At 39.1% G+C, this 13,888-nt stretch carries 11 protein-coding genes and 5 tRNA genes; all 16 read left to right on the plus strand.

Annotated features, from left to right (window positions below):
* The first annotated feature begins 9 nt into the window (after positions 1 to 9).
* The 16 genes from L2567_RS06295 to rpoB all read left to right on the plus strand — a co-directional run bounded on the left by L2567_RS06295 (position 10) and on the right by rpoB (position 13,862).
* Positions 10 to 3,333: a VCBS repeat-containing protein gene (locus L2567_RS06295; RefSeq protein ID WP_235296901.1), complete on the plus strand. Its 3,324-nt coding sequence runs from the start codon at positions 10 to 12 to the stop codon at positions 3,331 to 3,333.
* 49 nt (positions 3,334 to 3,382) lie between these two features.
* The gene (locus L2567_RS06300; RefSeq protein ID WP_235296902.1) at positions 3,383 to 4,261 is read left to right on the plus strand and encodes a tyrosine-type recombinase/integrase; all 879 of its coding nucleotides are present in this window, start codon (positions 3,383 to 3,385) and stop codon (positions 4,259 to 4,261) included.
* Between the two features lie 38 nt (positions 4,262 to 4,299).
* Entirely contained in the window at positions 4,300 to 4,611 is a 312-nt protein-coding gene (gene hpf / locus L2567_RS06305) for a ribosome hibernation-promoting factor, HPF/YfiA family (protein WP_235296903.1), read from the plus strand.
* Between the two features lie 204 nt (positions 4,612 to 4,815).
* A tRNA-Thr gene (locus tag L2567_RS06310) sits at positions 4,816 to 4,889 on the plus strand.
* 44 nt (positions 4,890 to 4,933) lie between these two features.
* A tRNA-Tyr gene (locus tag L2567_RS06315) sits at positions 4,934 to 5,016 on the plus strand.
* A gap of 27 nt (positions 5,017 to 5,043) precedes the next feature.
* A tRNA-Gly gene (locus L2567_RS06320) sits at positions 5,044 to 5,116 on the plus strand.
* Positions 5,117 to 5,185: 69 nt separating this feature from the next.
* Positions 5,186 to 5,257, plus strand: a tRNA-Thr gene (locus L2567_RS06325).
* Between the two features lie 58 nt (positions 5,258 to 5,315).
* Positions 5,316 to 6,512 carry an elongation factor Tu gene (gene tuf, locus L2567_RS06330; RefSeq protein WP_235296904.1) on the plus strand — a complete coding sequence of 399 codons (1,197 nt, stop codon included), beginning with the start codon at positions 5,316 to 5,318 and terminating at the stop codon, positions 6,510 to 6,512.
* A 132-nt stretch (positions 6,513 to 6,644) separates the two neighbouring features.
* Positions 6,645 to 6,717: transfer RNA gene (locus L2567_RS06335), tRNA-Trp, on the plus strand.
* A 158-nt stretch (positions 6,718 to 6,875) separates the two neighbouring features.
* Complete coding sequence (secE, locus tag L2567_RS06340; protein WP_235296905.1) at positions 6,876 to 7,073, plus strand: preprotein translocase subunit SecE; 198 nt, start codon at positions 6,876 to 6,878, stop codon at positions 7,071 to 7,073.
* A gap of 9 nt (positions 7,074 to 7,082) precedes the next feature.
* A complete protein-coding gene (nusG, locus tag L2567_RS06345; RefSeq protein ID WP_235296906.1) occupies positions 7,083 to 7,631 on the plus strand; it encodes a transcription termination/antitermination protein NusG in 549 nt (182 codons plus the stop codon).
* Between the two features lie 56 nt (positions 7,632 to 7,687).
* Positions 7,688 to 8,131 (plus strand): 50S ribosomal protein L11, encoded by a 444-nt coding sequence (rplK, locus tag L2567_RS06350; RefSeq protein WP_235296907.1) that lies wholly within the window; start codon positions 7,688 to 7,690, stop codon positions 8,129 to 8,131.
* 66 nt (positions 8,132 to 8,197) lie between these two features.
* Positions 8,198 to 8,890, plus strand: a complete 693-nt coding sequence (rplA, locus tag L2567_RS06355; protein ID WP_235296908.1) for a 50S ribosomal protein L1 — start codon at positions 8,198 to 8,200, stop codon at positions 8,888 to 8,890.
* 17 nt (positions 8,891 to 8,907) lie between these two features.
* On the plus strand, positions 8,908 to 9,444 hold the full coding sequence (gene rplJ, locus L2567_RS06360; RefSeq protein ID WP_235296909.1) for a 50S ribosomal protein L10: 537 nt from the start codon (positions 8,908 to 8,910) through the stop codon (positions 9,442 to 9,444).
* Positions 9,445 to 9,507: 63 nt separating this feature from the next.
* Positions 9,508 to 9,885 (plus strand): 50S ribosomal protein L7/L12, encoded by a 378-nt coding sequence (gene rplL, locus L2567_RS06365; protein WP_235296910.1) that lies wholly within the window; start codon positions 9,508 to 9,510, stop codon positions 9,883 to 9,885.
* A 155-nt stretch (positions 9,886 to 10,040) separates the two neighbouring features.
* Positions 10,041 to 13,862 carry a DNA-directed RNA polymerase subunit beta gene (gene rpoB, locus L2567_RS06370; RefSeq protein WP_235296911.1) on the plus strand — a complete coding sequence of 1,274 codons (3,822 nt, stop codon included), beginning with the start codon at positions 10,041 to 10,043 and terminating at the stop codon, positions 13,860 to 13,862.
* Positions 13,863 to 13,888: the final 26 nt, after the last annotated feature.

The raw sequence follows: 13,888 nt of genomic DNA on the forward strand, positions 1-13,888 counted from the left end.
GGCGAAACTATGATCATTTTGAGAATTCTAACTTTGCTATTGTGTATTGCCATAGTCAATGGCTGCACGAGCAGTAAGTCAATAGAGGAGCGTAAATCAAGCTTTCAAGATGAACCCATTTTTGAATGGGTTTCAGACTCGGTCAGTGGAATCGATTTTGCCAATGAGCTCAATCATGACGTTTCCACGAAAGCCAATCTTTTTGACTTTGACTACTTCTATAATGGAGCTGGAGTGGGAGTCGCAGATTTGAATAACGATGGACTGGATGACATCTTTTTTTGTGGTAATCAAGTAAATAACAGGCTTTATCTTAATAAAGGTGATCTCCAGTTTGAAGACATTTCTGAAAGTGCGAACATCAATGTCGGAAAGTACTGGTCTAATGGTGTAACTTTTGCCGATGTCAATGAAGATGGCTGGCTAGATATATATGTGTCGCAAGGTGGTCCGCACAAAGATACAGAGCGACAGAACTTGCTCTTCATTAACAATCAAGACCTTACGTTTACTGAAGTATCATCAAAGTATGGGCTAAATGACACGGGATTGAGTACCCAGTCGGCATTCTTTGATTACGATAATGACGGTGATTTAGATTGCATCGTCATGAATGAATCAGAATTGTATGGTATGGATCCCATCAAGTTTCATCAGATTTTATTGACCAACAAAAACTTGCTTCTTAAAAACTCCAGTCATCTCTATGAACAGGTGGACGGTAAGTTCATTGATGTAACTGAAGCAGCAGGATTATTGAGACCATCTTTTGGTTTAGGATTAGTGGTCAGTGATATAAATGAAGATGGTTGGTTAGACATCTACATCGCGAATGATTATTACATTCCTGATTTCATGCTCATTAATCAGAAAAACAAACGCTTTTTAGATGAAATAAAATCAAGAACTACACAGTTGTCCTTTTTCGGAATGGGGGCAGATATTGCTGATATTAATAATGACCAACATCAAGATATATTTGTACTGGACATGGCAAGCCAGGATCATGTCAGATCCAAAACGCTCATGGCGTCGATGAATACAGATAATTTTGATCTGCTTACAAAATCTTTGGAATTTCCTCATCAGTATATGTTTAATTCTTTACAGCTAAATCTAGGGAACAATCGGTTTAGGAATATTGCCCATCTCATTGATGCTGCTAAAACAGATTGGAGCTGGTCTGTCCTAATGGAAGATTTTAATGATGATGGACTTAAAGACATTTTTATCACCAATGGTTACCGCCGATACGCACTGGACAATGATTTTAAAAACAAAGTGATGAAAACGCAAATGGAATATGATCAAAAAGTTCCATTAAATGTAAAGGCCAGCTTGTATGATGAAATGCCGAGCGAACGATTGTCTAACTTATTTTATGTCAATGGCAACAATTACAAATTCAGGGAATCTGCTGGTTTTCATCAATTGGCACAGCCCTCCTTTTCAAATGGAGCAGCAATTTCTGACTTAGATGGTGATGGAGATCTGGATGTCGTTGTGAATAATATAGATCAAAAGGCCTTTCTGTATAAAAATCTAAGCCGGGAACAGAATCGAAATCACTATTTAAAGATCCGCACTGAAGGCAATCTCTCTGAAGCCTTTCCGAAGATTTTTGTATACCACGCTGAGCAGGAACAAATGTTCGAAAGCAAAAGAGTGAGGGGATACTTTTCTTCTGTTTCTCAGGATGCTCATTTTGGTTTAGGTGCTTCATCTATGTTAGATTCTGTTATTGTTCAATGGCCTTCAGGAAAAGTAGAAAAGCGATATAATGTAAAATCAAATCAAATGCTCACTTTTCATGAATCTCAGGCTGGAATTAATAACTGGGATCGCCAAGAGCAAAAACAATTCCTGGATCAGGTTTCTATCGGTACATTAAAGCTATTTTACAAGCATAATGAAAACCCTTATAATGATTTTGAGAAGGAAATTTTGTTGCCTTACAAACAATCTGGTTTGGGCCCTTTCATTTCCACTTATGTTGATGGAGAAAATGATATGCTTTATGTGGGTGGAGCCAGAGGTCAGGCAGGAAAAGTATTCAAATGGAATGGAGAGAAGTTTGAAAATATATTATCTGAGGACTTTGAAATCGATATCAATTACGAAGATATGCAGGCTGCTTTTTTAGATATAGATGGAGATGGAGATCAAGACCTTTACATTGCTAGTGGTGGAAATAGTTTGGAGAGTGAAAATGAGTGGTACGAGGATCGGGTTTACATTTACAATGGTTCTACTTTCGTAAGAGACAGATCTATATTGCCTAATGCATTAAGAGTCAGTGGGAAGAGTGTCACCACCTTAGATTTTGATCAGGATGGCGATCAGGATGTCATCTTAGGAAACAGAATCATTCCTCAATCTTATCCATTGGCCGGAGGAAATCAAATTCTTGAAAACAGAGAAGGAATCTTGATAGATGTGACCAATGAGGTAGCGCCTGAATTTCAGACATTTGGAATTACAAACAAGGTCATCACATCTGACTTTAATAGTGACGGGCGAATGGATCTCATGGCTGTAGGTGAATGGACCAATATTGGAATGTTTGAGAATAATGGCAGTGGCTTTCAAAATGTAACTGAACGATATGAATTAGAGGACTTGTATGGTTTGTGGTTTGAAATAGAGGAAGCAGACATCAATGCGGATGGTTATCCTGACTACATCTTAGGTAATATTGGTCTCAATACAAAATTTGGCGCAAGCGAGGATAAGCCTTTTAAAATGTTCGCTCATGATTTTGATACCAATGGTACTTTAGATATTGTACTCAGTAAAAAGTATAAGGATGAGTATGTGCCTGTGCGAGGTAGGGAATGTTCAAGCCAACAAATGCCATTCATTTCTGAGAAATTTGAAACATATCAGGCTTTTGCCAATGCGAGTATCTACGATATTTTTGCAGAAGAGTTAGATAGTTCTTTGGAATACAAAGCTGTTACATTTGCTAGTATGGCGCTTATCAATGATACCAAAGGGTCGTTTACAAAAATGGATTTGCCAATAGAAGCTCAATTTTTCCCGTTATTGGATTGTGAAGTATCAGATTATAACAATGATGGCGCGTTAGAAATTTTTGTTGTTGGCAATATCTATGATACAGAAGTCGAAACACCTCGTTGGGATGGCGGAACTGGAACGCTTGTTTACTCATGTGGTAGTGAGAAAGAGTTGAAACTATGTGCTAAGACTCTACAGATGAAGGGTAATATTAAAGACTTGGAATTGTTTAAAAGTAAGGGTGGGAGCACTTATATTATAGCTGCCAGGAACAGTGATTTAATGTCAGTATATGAATTGAGGAACGATTATTGACCCTGAATAGGTTGGATTTCATCTATTAAAAAACCTAAATCTAGTAAACATGCAGGATAACGTTTTGATTGATAAGTATGAAAACCATCTTCGTTATGAAAAACGATATTCGAAGCACACCATCACTGCTTACATTAACGACATTAATGGTTTTTTAAGTCATTTTGGGAGTGGCGACTTAATGGAGGTAACCCATCAAAGTATTCGTTCCTGGATGGTGCATTTAATTACCGAAAGCTACGAGCCTAAATCCATTAATCGCAAACTATCTTCGCTCAAATCATTTTTCAAGTTTTTAAAGAAAATAGGACTATTGCAACGTAATCCGGCAGCAAAGATTTCCTCTATGAAAGTAGGTAAAAAGTTGCCAAAATATTTGGAGGAGAAACAAGCCAGCGCACTTCTGGAACAAGATACATCTGATGCTTACAAAGATCTTCTCGACCAACTAATAGTTGAAGTAAGCTACACATGTGGACTTAGAAGATCTGAATGCATTGCTCTTTTATCATCTGATATCTCATCGGACAGTATTAAAGTGACGGGAAAGGGTAACAAAGAAAGACTGATTCCAATTAGTCAATCGCTATATCAAAAAATGCAGAAATTTGAGTCCTGTAAAGAGGAATATGATGTGATACCTAACGGACATTTTTTTCAATTGCCGAGTGGTAAAAAGCTCTATCCGAAATATATTTACAATGTGGTAAAACGCAAAATTGGTCAAGTTAGTAGCCTGGATAAAAGGAGTCCACATGTTCTGAGGCACAGTTTTGCCACACATCTCGTTAACCATGGCGCAGATTTAAATGCGGTCAAATCCTTGCTGGGTCACTCGAGTCTTGCAGCTACGCAGGTGTATACTCACACTTCCATAGAGCGACTTAAGGATGTCTATAAGAAGGCGCATCCCAAGGCTGAAAAGTGAGGTTTTTTATGTAACTTGGTATTCAAACAAACCAATATATGAATATCACTTTTCAATCCCTTCATTTTACAGCTGATCAGAAGCTGAAAGACTATATTACCGCAAAAATCGAAAAGCTTCAAAAGTTCAATGAGCTTATTATGGACGCGAAGGTAACGATGAAACTAGAAAATAGCGGGCAGGTAAAGGATAAGATTGTAGAAATAGTCATCCATATACCTGGAGAGACTTTTATTTGTGTCGAAGAAAGTAAGACCTTTGAATCTTCTGCGGATAAAGCAGTGGATGCTTTAAAGAGACAGATCAAAAGACATAAGGAAAAAAAGTTGGTTCGAAAAAGATCTCATTGATTTGAAGGAATTTCAATGTCATTCACTTTCCACTGAGCAAGAATATTAGTGTTTTCAGTAGATGAACACTTTTCGATCGGAATAGGGGAAATATTTAAAATAGACAGAAAAAAATAATATTTAATATTTCCTTTTTCTTAAAAATCTTCTATTTTTGCAGTCGCTTTCAAGAAAATGTTCCTAAAAAGCATAAAATTTTGATATGCCGATGTAGCTCAGTTGGCCAGAGCAGCTGATTTGTAATCAGCGGGTCGGGGGTTCGAATCCCTCCATCGGCTCATTATTTTAGGGGTATCATAGATGCTCAAAGAAGAGAGAAGGAGGGGGTGCGCCGGAGTTGGAGAGCCGGGCTGGACTGTAAATCCAGTGACTACGTCTGAATAGGTTCGATTCCTATCACCCCCACATTGACAAGAAAGATTAAATATTCAGGCGGGAGTAGCTCAGTTGGTAGAGCATCAGCCTTCCAAGCTGAGGGTCGCGGGTTCGAGTCTCGTCTCCCGCTCTAATTTAATTTTACTATCTTTGCGGACTTTAATGCAAGAGTGTTCTCTCTTTACTTGAAAAGTGTTTTGCCAATGTAGCTCAGGGGTAGAGCACTTCCATGGTAAGGAAGGGGTCGGGGGTTCAAATCCCTTCATTGGCTCTGAATTTATATATTATTATTAATTAACTAAAGTACATTTAAAAAAAAACTTTGACCGATGGCTAAAGAAACTTTTGAACGGAATAAACCGCACTTGAATGTGGGTACAATCGGTCACGTAGACCACGGTAAGACTACATTGACCGCTGCTATCACTTACGTGCTTTCTAAAGATGGTCTTGCTGCAAAGCAGGATTATGATTCTATCGATGCTGCTCCAGAAGAAAAAGAGAGAGGTATCACGATTAATACTGCACACGTGGAGTATGAAACAGCTAACAGACACTATGCACATGTTGACTGTCCAGGTCACGCCGACTACGTGAAAAACATGGTTACGGGTGCTGCTCAGATGGATGGTGCAATTCTTGTAGTTGCTGCTACTGATGGTCCTATGCCACAAACCAGAGAACACATCCTACTTGCAAGACAGGTTGGTGTACCTCAGATCGTTGTTTTTATGAACAAGGTTGACCTTGTAGACGATGAGGAAATGTTAGAACTGGTAGAAATGGAAGTTAGAGAGCTACTAGACCAGTATGAATTTGATGGTGACGGCATTTCTGTTATCCAGGGTTCAGCTCTTAAAGCTTTAGAAGATGATGAAGCAGGTACGGAAGCAATTAAGAAATTAATGGCTGCTGTTGACGCCGACATTCCTGAGCCAGAAAGATTGGTTGATCAGCCTTTCCTTATGCCAGTAGAAGACGTATTCTCTATTACAGGTAGAGGAACTGTTGCAACAGGTAGAATCGAAAGAGGAGTAATCAATACTGGAGATCAGGTTCAGATCATCGGTATGATGAAAGAAGGTGAAAAGCCACTTACATCTACGGTGACAGGAGTTGAGATGTTTAGAAAAATACTTACCAGAGGAGAAGCAGGTGATAATGCCGGACTTCTTTTAAGAGGTATTGAAAAGAACGATATTAAGAGAGGACAGGTAATCTGTGCTCCGGGTTCTGTAAATCCACACAAGAAATTTAAGTGTGAGGTTTATGTACTTGGAAAAGATGAAGGTGGAAGACACACTCCTTTCTTTAATGGATATAGACCTCAGTTTTACTTCAGAACCACTGACGTAACTGGAGATTGTAAATTACCTGATGGTGTTGAAATGGTGATGCCTGGTGATAACGTTACACTAGAAGTTGAGTTGATCAACACTATTGCGATGGAGAAAGGGTTGAGATTTGCAATCAGAGAAGGTGGAAGAACAGTTGGTGCTGGTCAGGTGACTGAGATTATAGAATAGTAATATTCTGAAAAATACATTTTATTGCGATAATTAAGCATCCATTTGGGTGCTTAATTTTTCGCATTTGAAAAGTAGGTATGTCACTGGGTTGGTTATAAAATTAAACTTTATGGCTACAAATGACAGAATAGGGGAGTAGCTCAGTTGGTAGAGCGGCGGTCTCCAAAACCGTAGGCCGCGGGTTCGAATCCTGTCTCCCCTGCAATTTGGGAGGAAAAACTCTCACCATTTAGAAGGACTGGAAGTCAGTTCTCAATATTAGAAATTAAAAAATGATTTCTAATTTAATTTTAATAGATGTTCAATTTTATAACAAGAAAAGTCTTGTTTACGAGATTGAAGACCTGAAAATGAAAAAAAATGAATGGTTTAGTATTATATGTAAAAGAAAGTTACAATGAACTTGTACATAAAGTGACCTGGCCTTCATGGCCAAGTTTGTTAAGCAGTACTCGACTGGTCCTCGTAGCTTCAGTTATCATTGCACTAATCATTTTTGTTATGGATCTAATATTCAATGGGGTGCTTCTTCAGAATCTTTACAAAGTTAAGTTTTAACCGTAACCCATGGATGATAACAGAAAATGGTACTCTCTCCGAGTAATTAGTGGAAAAGAGCGCAAGATAAAAGAGAGAATTGAATTAGAAATACAAAGAAATAAGTGGTCAGACTTTGTTACTCAGGTTTTGGTGCCCTCTGAAAAGGTGTACAAGATTAGAAATGGTAAGAAAGTCATTCTGGAAAGAAATATACTTCCGGGTTACATATTACTGGAAGCCGATCCAAAAAAATTATCGGGAGAAATCATTACCACCATTGCTAATATGCCGAATGTGATTCACTTCCTGGGGAAGAACAGTCCCATTCCTATGCAGCCTTCCGAAGCTAATCGAATGCTGGGTCGAGTGGATGATTCACAGGATCTGGGAGAGGCAATGATTGAACCTTATTTGGAAGGAGAGACCATTAAGATTATAGATGGGCCTTTCAAGGATTTCGTTGGAGACATCAAAGAAGTAAATGAAGAGAAGAAGAAGCTTACTGTAATTGTAAAAATCTTCGGAAGAGGAACAGAAGTGGAACTGAACTTCATGCAAGTAGAAAAACAATCATAATGAATGTTGATCTGATGATCAGCCGAATTATAAAAGAGTAAAATAATAGTTCAAAAATGGCTAAAGAGATTGAAGGCTTTATAAAACTCCAGGTTAAAGGAGGGGCAGCGAACCCTTCACCACCAGTTGGACCTGCATTAGGTGCTAAGGGTGTTAACATTATGGAGTTTTGTAAACGATTTAATGCTAAGACGCAGGATCAAGCCGGTAAATTACTACCAGTTGTCATTACTGTATTCAAGGACAAATCTTTCGATTTTGTTGTTAAAACACCACCTGCAGCAGTGCAGTTGATGGAAGCAGCAAAGATTAAGAAAGGCTCTCCTGAGTCAAATAGACAGAAAGTTGGTAGTGTTACCTGGGCCCAAGTTCAGGCGATAGCAGAAGACAAAATGGAGGATCTTAATGCTCACGCAGTGGAATCAGCTATGAAAATGGTTGCAGGTACAGCGAGAAGCATGGGATTAAGAGTCAAAGGAACACCTCCGTGGGAAAATTAATTAATTAACTTTTTAAAACAAGGGAGTGCATACTTTGTTATGTACGTTTGGACCTTAGATTAAATTATGGCAAAACAAACTAAGAAGTGGAAAGTTGCGGCAGCTAAAGTAGACAACGATAAGTTGTATCCTTTAGAGGAAGCAATGGCCCTGGTCAAAGATGTGAACATCACAAAATTTGACGCTTCCGTAGATGTACACGTCAGACTTGGCGTGGATCCTCGTAAAGCCGACCAGGCGATCAGAGGAACGGTATCATTGCCTAATGGTACTGGTAAAACTAAATCCGTATTGGTCTTATGTACACCTGATAAAGAAGCTGAGGCTTTAGAAGCTGGAGCGGACTACGCAGGCTTAGATGAATACGTTCAGAAAATCCAGGGTGGATGGACTGATGTGGATGTTGTGATAGCAATGCCAACCGTGATGGCCCAGGTAGGCCGTATTGGTAGGATATTAGGTCCAAGAGGTCTAATGCCTAATCCAAAATCGGGAACGGTAACTATGGATGTCGCATCTGCAGTCAATGATGTTAAAGGTGGTAAAATTGCTTTCCGTGTGGATAAATATGGAATCGTACATTCTTCCATCGGGCGAGTATCATTCTCAGCAGAGAAATTGACACAGAATGCTCAGGAACTGTTAGGCTTATTGATTAAAATGAAGCCGGCAACTGCGAAAGGAAACTATATGAAGTCCGTAAGCGTTGCAAGTTCGATGAGTCCTGGAATAAGTATTGATCCGAAATCTATTAAGTAAAGTTATAACTAATTAAAATGAATAGAACTGAAAAAACTGCTGCAATAGAGGAGTTGAAAGAAAAGTTCAGTAATAGTGATTTCTTTTACTTGACTGATTCTTCAAAACTTACAGTAGAACAAGTGAATCGACTTCGAGGCTTATGCTACGCGAAAGGCATAGAAATGAAAGTCGTTAAAAATACATTAGCTAAAAAAGCACTAGAGTCATTTGATGAAGGTAAAGGATACCAACCTTTAATGGACATCTTGAAAGGACCTACTGCTTTTATGTTTACAGATGTAGCGAATGACCCGGCTAAAGTCATTAAAGAATTTAGAGGAAAAAAAGGTGAGCGACCAGTCTTAAAGGCGGCTTATATTGATCAGGATGTCTTTATAGGAGACGATCAGATTGATGCATTGGCAAGCTTGAAGTCTAAGGAAGATCTCATCGGAGAAATCGTTACGTTATTACAATCACCGATCAAAAATGTAATCGGATCACTACAGTCCGGAGGCAATACAATCGCTGGTTTAGTAAAAGCATTGCAGGAAAGAAGCGATGCTTCATAATATAGGCTTCCAAGCATTTATTATACGCAACTATTGTTAAAAAATTTAAAACCATAATTAAAAATGGCTGATTTAAAAGCAATTGCAGAACAGTTAGTAAATCTTACAGTTAAAGATGTAAGTGAACTGGCTGACATTTTAAAAGACGAGTACGGTATTGAACCCGCTGCTGCAGCTGTTGCTGTTGCTGCTGGCCCTGCTGCTGGTGGCGATGACGCTGCTGAAGAAAAAACCGATTTTAACATTGAGTTAACTTCTGCTGGAAGTGCAAAACTTGCTGTTGTAAAAGCGGTAAAAAATCTTCTTGGAGTAGGATTGAAAGATGCTAAAGACTTAGTAGATGGAGCACCTGCTGTTATTAAGGAAGGAGTTCCTAAAGCAGAAGCTGAATCTATTAAATCTGAACTCGAGGCTGCTGGTGCTCAAGTTGAGTTGAAGTAGTTGAATGATCGAATACAGATCCAATACATATTAAATGGCGATATGGCTTAAATTGAGCGTGACCTCGATCTAAGCCTATCGTCATTTACTAGTATATCATTTTTTGTTTAGAAGCAATTTCCGGGAAAGTCCGGTTAATAATAAATATCTCAAATATGTCATCCAACACAACCGCACTGCTTGCTGAAGAAGCAAGAGTAAATTTTGGAAAAATTAAACTTCCATCAGAAACTCCTAACCTATTGGACATACAATTGGATTCCTTTATGGAATTCTTCCAGTTAGGAACCACACCTGAAAATAGAAATAGCGAGGGGTTGTATAGAGTGTTTCAGGAAAACTTTCCTATTACGGATGCTAGAAATATCTTCGTTCTGGAATTTTTGGATTACTTCGTAGATCCACCAAGATATAGCATAGCCGAATGTATGCAGAGAGGACTAACTTATAGTGTTCCCCTTAAAGCAAAGCTTAGGTTATCCTGTAACGATGAAGAGCATGTTGATTTCCAGACCATTGTACAGGATGTTTTCTTAGGAAACATTCCTTACATGACTCCTAAAGGGACATTTGTCATAAATGGTGCTGAAAGAATCATCGTTTCCCAACTACACAGATCACCGGGAGTATTTTTCAGTCAGTCTTTCCACCCGAATGGTACAAAGATTTACTCTGCAAGAGTTATTCCGTTCAAAGGCGCGTGGATGGAGTTTGCGACTGATATCAATACAGTGATGTATGCTTACATTGACAGGAAAAAGAAGTTTCCTGTAACGACCTTATTGAGAGCGATAGGATTTGATTCAGACAAGGAAATACTTGATATTTTTGGATTAGCGGAAGAAATCAAGGTTACTCAGAAGGAAATTAAAAAGGCTATAGGCAGAAAACTTGCTGCAAGAGTCTTGAGAAAATGGTCCGAGGATTTTGTGGATGAAGATACGGGCGAGGTGGTAACCATAGAAAGAAATGAGATTATTCTTGAAAGAGATGTTATTCTGGATGAGGAGAATACCAAACTCATCATGGATGCAGATATCGATAGCATCATTCTACAGAAAGATGACATCGCTGAAGATTTCTCCATCATATATAATACCTTACAAAAGGACCCCTCTAGTTCTGAAATTGAAGCAGTTCAATATATATACAGACAGTTAAGAGGAACTGATCCACCAGACGAGGAAACAGCACGAGGAATTATCGACAAGTTGTTTTTCTCTGATAAGAGATATAATCTCGGAGAAGTGGGTCGATATAAGATCAATAGAAAGTTAAAGCTGGACACCGATAAGGAAACATTGGTTTTAACGAAGGATGACATCATCCAAATCATTCAATATTTGGTGAGTTTAATCAACCAGAAAGCTGAATTGGATGATATCGATCACCTTTCTAACCGTAGAGTACGAACAGTAGGTGAGCAATTATATGCCCAGTTCGGTGTGGGACTTGCAAGGATGGCCAGAACCATTCGCGAAAGAATGAATGTTAGAGATAATGAAGTTTTCACCCCGGTTGATTTGATCAATGCGCGGACGTTATCTTCTGTGATCAACTCCTTTTTCGGAACGTCACAATTGTCTCAGTTCCTGGATCAAACCAACCCGCTGTCTGAAATAACTCACAAAAGAAGAATTTCAGCACTGGGACCTGGCGGACTTTCCAGAGAAAGAGCAGGATTCGAAGTAAGGGATGTTCACTATTCTCACTATGGAAGGTTATGTACCATTGAAACGCCGGAGGGACCAAATATTGGATTGATTTCGACGCTCTGTGTACACGCTAAAGTGAATAAAATGGGCTTCCTGGAGACACCATACAGACCTGTTAGTGATGGGGTGGTGGATCTTTCCGGAAATGGGCAATACTTGTCAGCAGAAGGAGAAGATTTCAAGAAAGTAGCGCAGGCGAACTCCATATTGAACGAGAAAGGAGCATTCGTATCTGATAGAATTAAGTGTAGAGAGCATGGGGATTTCCCGGTTCTTACACCGGAAGAGGTAGAATTCATGGATGTAGCTCCTAACCAGATTGTGGGGGTTTCTGCTTCACTCATTCCTTTCCTTGAAAATGATGATGCGAACAGGGCCTTGATGGGATCTAACATGCAGCGTCAGGCAGTACCTTTAATCAAGCCTCAGTCGCCAATCGTCGGAACTGGCTTAGAAGGAAAAGTGGCCAGAGACTCAAGAATGTTAATCAATGCAGAGGGAGAAGGTGTTGTGGAGTATGTAGACGCGAATGAAATCGTTATTAAATATGATATGGATGAAGATGAGCAATTGGTTTCTTTCGAAAGCAATGTGAAGTCTTATCCATTGACGAAGTTTAGAAGAACCAACCAAGGTACTTGTATTAACCTTCAACCTATTGTGGCGAAGGGAGACAGAGTTGTAAAAGGTAGTATTCTTTGTGACGGATATGCAACAGAGAAAGGTGAATTGGCTTTGGGCCAAAACCTGATGGTTTCCTTCATGCCTTGGAAAGGTTACAACTTTGAGGATGCGATTGTGCTTTCTGAAAGAGTGGTAAGAGAAGACATTTTTACCTCTCTTCACATTGAAAACTTTGATCTTGACATCAGAGATACCAAACTTGGAGAAGAGGAGTTGACGAATGACATTCCGAATGTTTCAGAAGAGGCAACTAAAGATCTCGATGAAAATGGAATCATAAGAGTTGGTGCCTGGGTTAAAGAAGGCGATATTCTCATCGGCAAAATCACTCCTAAAGGTGAGTCTGATCCTACACCGGAAGAAAAGCTATTAAGAGCGATTTTCGGAGACAAAGCAGGAGATGTAAAAGATGCTTCATTGAAAGCACCTCCATCAACGAAAGGTATTATCATTGACAAGCAACTTTTTGCCAGAGCCAAGAAAGATAAATTCCAAAAGGTACAGGAGAAAGATTTGCTTTCAAAACTTGAGGATAAACACGCTGTAGCGTTGAACGAGTTGCAAACGACATTGATTGATAAATTGATGAAGCTGACAGGAGGTAAATCTTCTGAGGGTGTTCGTAGTATTTACAATGAAGAATTGATTTCTAAAGGAACCAAGTTCTCACCTAAAGTCTTAAAAGAGATCAACTATAATGAAGTCGATTACTCTAATTGGACCAAGGATGAAAAGATCAATAGCTTGATCGCCAGGACGCTACATAATTATAGCATCAAGGTCAATGAGGAAGTTGGAAAGTATAAGAGAGAGAAGTTCAATATCAGTATAGGAGATGAGCTTCCAGCTGGTGTACTCAAACTTGCTAAAGTTTATATGGCTAAAAAGCGTAAACTTAAAGTAGGTGATAAGTTGGCAGGAAGACACGGTAATAAAGGTATTGTCTCCAGAATTGTAAGACAGGAGGATATGCCTTTCTTAGAAGATGGAACTCCTGTGGATATTGTATTGAACCCACTAGGTGTACCTTCAAGGATGAATTTGGGACAAATTTTTGAAACCGTTCTCGGCTGGGCTGGTAAGAAGATGGACCTTAAATTTGCAACCCCGATATTCGATGGTGCTTCTACAGAAGAAATCGAGGAACAAATACAAGCTGCAAAGCTTCCATCACTAGGACAAACGTACTTATATGATGGAGAGACAGGAGACAGGTTCCACCAGCAGGCAACTGTAGGTGTGATCTACATGCTTAAGCTATCTCACATGGTAGATGATAAGATGCATGCAAGATCAATCGGACCTTATTCATTGATTACACAGCAACCACTTGGTGGTAAAGCTCAATTTGGTGGACAAAGATTTGGTGAGATGGAAGTTTGGGCGCTAGAGGCATTTGGTGCTTCTAACATTCTGAGAGAGTTGTTGACCATTAAGTCAGATGATATTATTGGAAGAGCCAAAGCATATGAGGCCATCGTTAAAGGAGATAATTTACCAGAACCAAATGTTCCGGAATCTTTTAACGTACTGGTTCATGAGCTTAAAGGGCTCGCATTGGATATCAAATTTGACTAATTCATTCACCATTATTAAATAAAAGC

The organism is Portibacter marinus, from assembly GCF_021533195.1.
Taxonomy (GTDB): Bacteria; Bacteroidota; Bacteroidia; order Chitinophagales; family Saprospiraceae; genus Portibacter; species Portibacter marinus.

What these genes read in the sequence shown, in the direction of transcription:
- rpoB (WP_235296911.1), top strand. Translation starts at nt 10,041, where the DNA reads ATGTCATCCAACACAACCGCACTGCTTGCTGAAGAAGCAAGAGTAAAT.
- rplL (WP_235296910.1), top strand. Translation starts at nt 9,508, where the DNA reads ATGGCTGATTTAAAAGCAATTGCAGAACAGTTAGTAAATCTTACAGTT.
- rplK (WP_235296907.1), top strand. Translation starts at nt 7,688, where the DNA reads ATGGCTAAAGAGATTGAAGGCTTTATAAAACTCCAGGTTAAAGGAGGG.
- L2567_RS06300 (WP_235296902.1), top strand. Translation starts at nt 3,383, where the DNA reads ATGCAGGATAACGTTTTGATTGATAAGTATGAAAACCATCTTCGTTAT.
- hpf (WP_235296903.1), top strand. Translation starts at nt 4,300, where the DNA reads ATGAATATCACTTTTCAATCCCTTCATTTTACAGCTGATCAGAAGCTG.
- L2567_RS06295 (WP_235296901.1), top strand. Translation starts at nt 10, where the DNA reads ATGATCATTTTGAGAATTCTAACTTTGCTATTGTGTATTGCCATAGTC.
- nusG (WP_235296906.1), top strand. Translation starts at nt 7,083, where the DNA reads ATGGATGATAACAGAAAATGGTACTCTCTCCGAGTAATTAGTGGAAAA.
- rplJ (WP_235296909.1), top strand. Translation starts at nt 8,908, where the DNA reads ATGAATAGAACTGAAAAAACTGCTGCAATAGAGGAGTTGAAAGAAAAG.
- secE (WP_235296905.1), top strand. Translation starts at nt 6,876, where the DNA reads ATGAATGGTTTAGTATTATATGTAAAAGAAAGTTACAATGAACTTGTA.
- rplA (WP_235296908.1), top strand. Translation starts at nt 8,198, where the DNA reads ATGGCAAAACAAACTAAGAAGTGGAAAGTTGCGGCAGCTAAAGTAGAC.
- tuf (WP_235296904.1), top strand. Translation starts at nt 5,316, where the DNA reads ATGGCTAAAGAAACTTTTGAACGGAATAAACCGCACTTGAATGTGGGT.